Source organism: Thermovirga sp. (assembly GCA_012523215.1).
GTDB lineage: Bacteria > Synergistota > Synergistia > Synergistales > Thermovirgaceae > 58-81.
Genome location: JAAYIZ010000260.1, coordinates 1 through 5,624, shown reverse-complemented (window position 1 = coordinate 5,624; position 5,624 = coordinate 1). Strand labels below are relative to the sequence as shown.

Sequence of the window (5,624 nt, the reverse complement as noted above, 5' to 3'; positions counted from 1 at the left end):
TTCACGTCCTCATCGCTGAATTCCATGTAGGTCGTGCCCCACTCCGGGAAGGACTTGTTGAACATCTCCCGTTCCTCGATGGTGACGGCGTCCATGTAGTCCTGGTTGAAGACGTGAGCGGCCGTCTCGACCATGGCCTGGATATCCTCGGGTAGTGTGTCCCAGGCCTTTTTGGAGGCCCACAGTTCCATCCCCTGGGGCACCTGCATGGCGGGCCCGATGAAGTAGGGACACACCTCGTAGAGCTTGAGGTCACGGTAGAGCCACCACGCGGTGCCGCTGCCGTCGAGGGTTCCCGTGGCGATGGCCATGTAGGTTTCGGGGTGGGGCAGCATGACCGGGGCGGCCCCGAAGTGCTCCACGAAGTCCGACATGGAGCCGAAGAACCTCACTTTGAACCCCTTCAGGTCGTCCAGGGTTCGGACCGGTTTTTTGCTCCAGAAGTAGGTGTTGCCCACGCTGTGGCTGCCGAAATACTTGATGCCCCGCTCCGCCAGGGCCTCATCCACCAGTCGGTCGACCCCCCTGTGGTGGAAGAGTTCGTTGAACTCATCGTTGGTCCTGGTGATGAAGGGCGGCATGTTGGGCGCCGAGACCCAGCCCATGGGGATGGACCCCCGGAAGAACAGGGTGCTGCTGTTGGACATCTGGATCATGTTGTCCTGGAGGGCTTTGTCCACCTCGGCGTAATCGACCAGTTCCCCGGCGTAGTGCAGGCTTATCTTCAGCCTGCCCCCGGACATCTTCTCCACCCTTTCGATGAAGGGCTTGATCACCCTCTCGACCGCGAGGGACCCGGCCGTGTGGTGGCTCTGGAACTTCCAGTTGAAAACCTTATCGGCGGCCGCCGAAGGCCCGGCGACGGCCAGAAGGCCGAGGGCGATCACCGCCACGCTGACCAGCGCTACGAACTTTTTCTTTCCCACCCAACTCATCTCCTCTCTTTCATCACCTTTTCAAGGTCTTATCCTGTTCCGGAATCTTGGCTTCCTGCCGCGCTTCTAATGCAATACAACCAGAACCCCGACCGCGGAGCCGGGCGGCCCGTCCTGGTTGGCAAGAGTATGTCCTATCACAGCATCTTCGTTCTGATGAAGGGAGCATAAAATGCCGGAACGCCGCTTTAGCCTGTTCTCCAGTTATCGTAAATTAAAAAGGCAGCGGAGTCAAGAAAAATTCCGGATTCTCAATATTCAGATAAAGGGGCTCACTGCCAGGTCAAGGCGAAGTTGGCCATGACGGCCGAGCCGATCCAGAACACCCCTTCATCCAGGTCGAACTTCGGGTGGTGGTGGGGGTAGACCTCTCCTTCTCCGGGCATCGAGGGCAGGAAGAAGAAAGACCCCGGCACCTTTTCAAGGAAAAAGGCCATGTCCTCGCCTCCCATGGTCGGTTCAGCGATCTCCGCGACGGCGTCTTCTCCCACGATAGCGGCGGCGGCCTCGATGATCCCGTCGGTGATCTTCCTGTCGTTGATGAGTGCCGGCGCACCCCGGGTCAACGTCACCTCGGCCCTGCCGCGCATGCCATGGGCGATGCCTTCGCAGACCGTTTTGATGCGTTCGCCGAGCAAGGAACGCGTTTCGGGGTCAAGGCTCCTTATCGTCCCCTTCAGGGTACAGCAAGGTCCGATGATGTTGGGCGCCGACCCGCCATCGATCCTGCCCACGGTGATGACCGCCGGGGCAAGCGGGTTTGTCTCCCGGCTCACTATGGTCTGGATGGCCGAAAAGGCCTGGCAAGCCATGGCGATGGGGTCCACCGTCAGGTGCGGGGTGGCTCCGTGGCCGCCCTTGCCCTCGAAGGTGACGGTGAACCAGTCGGCCGCTGCCATGAGGGCGCCGTAGCGATAGCCCACCATCCCCGAGCGGGGCCCCTTCCAGAGGTTTCCCGTGTGGAGGCCGATAAGGGCGTCCAGGGGCGGGTCCTCCAGCACGCCGTCCTTGATCATCGCCAGGGCGCCCCGGGAGTCCTCTTCCGAAGGCTGGAATATCAGCTTCACTGCCCCGGCGAGGTCCCCTCGGTTCTCGGCCAGGAGCTTTGCGGTACCCAGCAGGATGGCCACATGGGCATCGTGGCCGCAGGCATGCATTCGTCCTTCCGTCGTGGAGGCGAAGGGCAGACCCGTCTCCTCTTTGACGGGGAGGGCATCCATGTCTGCCCTCATCCCCAAGACCTTGCCCGGCCTGCAACCCCTGAGGAGGGCCGCCACGCCGTGCCCGCCCACGCCGGTGCGGATCTCGTCGATCCCCATTTCCCTGAGCCGCTCCACGATGAAGGCCTCGGTCTTGGGAGTATCGAGACCTATCTCCGGGTTTTGGTGAAGGTGGCGTCTCCACTGTACGATCTGGTCGTTGAGGGCCTTTGCCCTCTCCTTGATGTCCGCCATGGGGGAACCCTCCCTTTTATCCTGTTTTCCCTTCAACTGTATCCTGTCCAGTTCGGCTTTCAGCGTCCGAGGGCTATCTCCCAGAGGTAGAGGGATGCCGTGGAGCCGAAGGGGGAGTAGCGCCTCGCGTAGCGTCGAAAGGCCCCGTCGTCCAGGGTCTTGCGGCCGTAGAGGGTCATCATCCCCCGCCGTATCGCCAGGTCGCCTCCGCTCACCACGTCGGGGCGCTCCAGGGAGAAGATCAGCAGCATCTCGGCGGTCCAGCGGCCCACGCCTTTCAACGATGAAAGCCGCCGGATCACCTCGGCGTCGGAAAGATCCTCCAGGGACTGGAGGTCTATCTCACCTTCCGCCACAGCCCGGCTCGAATCCTTGATATACCCCGCCTTGCGGAAGGAGAGTCCGCACTGCTGCACCTCTTCCAGCGTGGCGGCGCCGAGCCTTTCGGGGGTGATCTCTCCGAAGCGCTCCTTCATACGGCTCCAGACGGTGTCGGCAGCGGCGCTCGATATCTGCTGCCCCACGATGTTGTAGACCAGGGCCGTGAAGAGGTCCGGCATGATCCGGCACTCTATCATGCCGATCCGGTCGATCGCGGCGGCGAGTTTTTTGTCCCTGCCTTTCAGGTGGCTCAGCTCAGCGTGGCCGTAGCGGAATATCCTCATTGGCCTCCGCTCTTCCCGGAGTGACGGGCTTCGTGCTCCAGGAGCCACGATTTAAGGTCCAGCCCGCCCCCGAAGCCCACCAGTCTCCCCCCGGCTCCTACGACCCTGTGGCAGGGGACGAATAGGGCGATGGGGTTCCTGGCGCAGGCCATCCCCGCGGCCCTGGCGGCCTTGGGGTTCCCGGCCGCCGCGGCGAGTTCACCGTAAGTGATCGTCTGGCCGTAGGGCACTTCGGCCAGTTTTTTCCAGGCGCGCTCCATGAAGGACGACCCCTCCAATTTGAGGGGGAGGGTGAACACCCGTAATTTGCCCCCCAGGTAAAGGTCCAGTTGCCGGAAGGCTTCCCGCAAGAGGGGAGTCTCCTCCACGGGAACTCGAGGGCGGCCGGCGGCTTGGTTGGGAAGGTCCAGGCGGGTTATCCGCCCATCCTCCTCTTCGATGGCAATCCACCCTATGGCTGTTTTTCGTACCGAGAGCATGGCCCCTCCTCCTTCAGAAAAATTTTCTCCAGTTCGGCGGCGGAAAGTTGGTACCCGGCTGATATCCTGCGCTCTGCGCCCGAAAGGGACGTGGTGATGCATTCCTTTGCCCTGGGGCAGCCCCTTTCTCCCTTCAGGTAGCCGTTGCAGACCCGCAGGACGTCGGGCGATATCTCGTCGATGAGCACAATGCGACCGTCGCCTTCCCTGAGGCGTCCCAGTTCGATCTTGCCGTCGAGGACATGCAGCCCCCGGGCGGCGAACTCGTCGTAGATCACCCGGGCGACCTCCTTGACAAAGCCCTCGACGAAGATGATCTCCCCTTCGGTCATCACCCCGGCGCCCACCAGCGACTCGAAGGTTATCAGCCTGTCGACCTTCCCCTTGGTCCACGCCTCCACGACGACGGGCAAGTCGGCACAGGGCCTCACGAAGGGGTAGCGCCGCCAGAAACTGCCCATGGCGCTGTGGCGCCAGGTCCACTCCAGGTTCAGAAGCGGCGCCGAACCGGGAAATTCCGGCCCCTGCTCGGACATGCCGATGGGAATGGCGGGTTCCACTATCATGACGTGGTCGGCCACGGTGTCGATGTAGTGGGTCGGCACTCCCTGCCCTGCCAGGAGCCTGAAAAAGTAGGTGGCGAATTTGCAGGCAATGGCCCCCTTGCCCGGGATCTCTCCCACGACATCGTCGTAGCCGGTGTCGAAGACGGCTTTGCCGTCCTTATCCAGGTAGCCGGTGGCTCGGTCGGTGAAAACGAGGGCGTATTTACCCTTGAACTTTCCGTGGGGGACCAGGTATATATCCTTCGATTTCCCCGAGGAAACAAAATTCTCCCTTGTCAGTATTTTATCCAGTTCCATCGTCGGACCTCCCGGGATGTATTCGATAGTCATCTTATCAGCCCGGGGGCGAATTGAAAATCGGCCCCGGGAGAGTCACGGATCCATCACTCCCGGGGCTCCCGACTTCAGGAGGGGCGGAGAAAGAACTCCTCTCACCGCGCTATCGTGACCTTCCGTCACGGATCATCTTATCGACAAGGCCTCGGGGGGTCATCCGTCGAGGCCAGGACGTCTCCCTCGCGGATCGTTAACGGTTTGACCAGGGGTAGCTGCGTGTCTTTGAAGGAATCGAAAATAAACCCCCCCGACCGCTGTCCGGCCAGGGGGGGCACTGTTTTTGTGTCTTTGGTCCTTAATCGATGTAACCGTAATCCCTCATGAACTGCTTGATGATCTCGATTCCCTTGACGACCCTCGGGTCCTTCGGGCCTACTTCGGCGGCTATCTTGTCCAGGTAGGGCAGGGAGAACTCTTTGGTTATCCTGTCGACGTCTCCCTCGCTCCAATGGATGAACTTGGTGCCCCATTTCGGGAAGGATTCGCGGTACATTTCCTGCTCCTCTATCCTGTTCAGATCGGCGAAATCCTTGGACATGACGATGGCCGCCGTCTCCACTATAGCCTGGATATCACGGGGCAGTGCGTCCCAGGCCTTCTGGGAGACCAGGAGTTCCATGGCCTGCGGTACCTGCCAGGGAGGGCCGATGAAGTAGGGGCAGACTTCGTAGTGCTTCAGGTCCCGATACTGCCACCAGCAAGTCCCTGCCCCGTCCAGGGTACCGGTCGATATGGCCATGTAGACCTCGGGGTGGGGCAGCATGATGGGCGAAGCGCCGAAGTGCTCCATGGTGTCCGACATGGCGCCGAAAAATCTGACCTTGAATCCCTTCAGATCCTCCAGGGAATTGATGGGCTTCTTGCTCCAGAAGTACGTGTCGCCCACGTTATGGCTCCCGAGGAAGTGGATACCCTGCTCCGCCCAGGCCTCACCCATCAGTTTGTCCAGGCCCCGGTGGTGATAAAGTTCGTTGAATTCGGCATCGGAACGGGTGATGAAAGGAGGAAGATTACCCGCCGTGATCCACCCCACCGGGACCGAGCCCCTCCAGAACAGGGCGCCCGTGTTGGCGATCTGGATCATGTTGGCCTGGAGGGCCGGGAACACCTCCGTGTATTCCACCAGTTCCCCGGCGTAGTGGAGGGTGATCTTGAGCCTTCCGCCGGTCATCTCCTCGACCCGCTTGAT

General features: G+C 61.2%; 6 protein-coding genes. All 6 read right to left on the bottom strand.

The genetic code is table 11. The features are described from left to right. The coding region (gene dctP, locus GX108_07135) for a TRAP transporter substrate-binding protein DctP (protein ID NLO56804.1) at positions 1 to 926 on the bottom strand (926 nt) is incomplete at its 3' end. Between the two features lie 281 nt (positions 927 to 1,207). Continuing rightward, a complete protein-coding gene (locus tag GX108_07130; protein ID NLO56803.1) occupies positions 1,208 to 2,389 on the bottom strand; it encodes an amidohydrolase in 1,182 nt (393 codons plus the stop codon). A 59-nt stretch (positions 2,390 to 2,448) separates the two neighbouring features. Then, complete coding sequence (locus tag GX108_07125) at positions 2,449 to 3,054, bottom strand: DNA-3-methyladenine glycosylase 2 family protein (protein NLO56802.1); 606 nt, start codon at positions 3,052 to 3,054, stop codon at positions 2,449 to 2,451. Then, on the bottom strand, positions 3,051 to 3,533 hold the full coding sequence (locus tag GX108_07120) for a methylated-DNA--[protein]-cysteine S-methyltransferase (GenBank protein ID NLO56801.1): 483 nt from the start codon (positions 3,531 to 3,533) through the stop codon (positions 3,051 to 3,053). The genes GX108_07125 and GX108_07120 overlap by 4 nt, the downstream gene beginning before the upstream one ends. Continuing rightward, complete coding sequence (locus GX108_07115; protein NLO56800.1) at positions 3,506 to 4,396, bottom strand: hypothetical protein; 891 nt, start codon at positions 4,394 to 4,396, stop codon at positions 3,506 to 3,508. The genes GX108_07120 and GX108_07115 overlap by 28 nt, the downstream gene beginning before the upstream one ends. A gap of 334 nt (positions 4,397 to 4,730) precedes the next feature. Further along, positions 4,731 to 5,624: TRAP transporter substrate-binding protein DctP (gene dctP, locus GX108_07110; GenBank protein NLO56799.1), on the bottom strand; the 894-nt coding region annotated here is incomplete at its 5' end.

What these genes read in the sequence shown, in the direction of transcription:
- GX108_07130 (NLO56803.1), bottom strand. Translation starts at nt 2,389, where the DNA reads ATGGCGGACATCAAGGAGAGGGCAAAGGCCCTCAACGACCAGATCGTA.
- GX108_07125 (NLO56802.1), bottom strand. Translation starts at nt 3,054, where the DNA reads ATGAGGATATTCCGCTACGGCCACGCTGAGCTGAGCCACCTGAAAGGC.
- GX108_07120 (NLO56801.1), bottom strand. Translation starts at nt 3,533, where the DNA reads ATGCTCTCGGTACGAAAAACAGCCATAGGGTGGATTGCCATCGAAGAG.
- GX108_07115 (NLO56800.1), bottom strand. Translation starts at nt 4,396, where the DNA reads ATGGAACTGGATAAAATACTGACAAGGGAGAATTTTGTTTCCTCGGGG.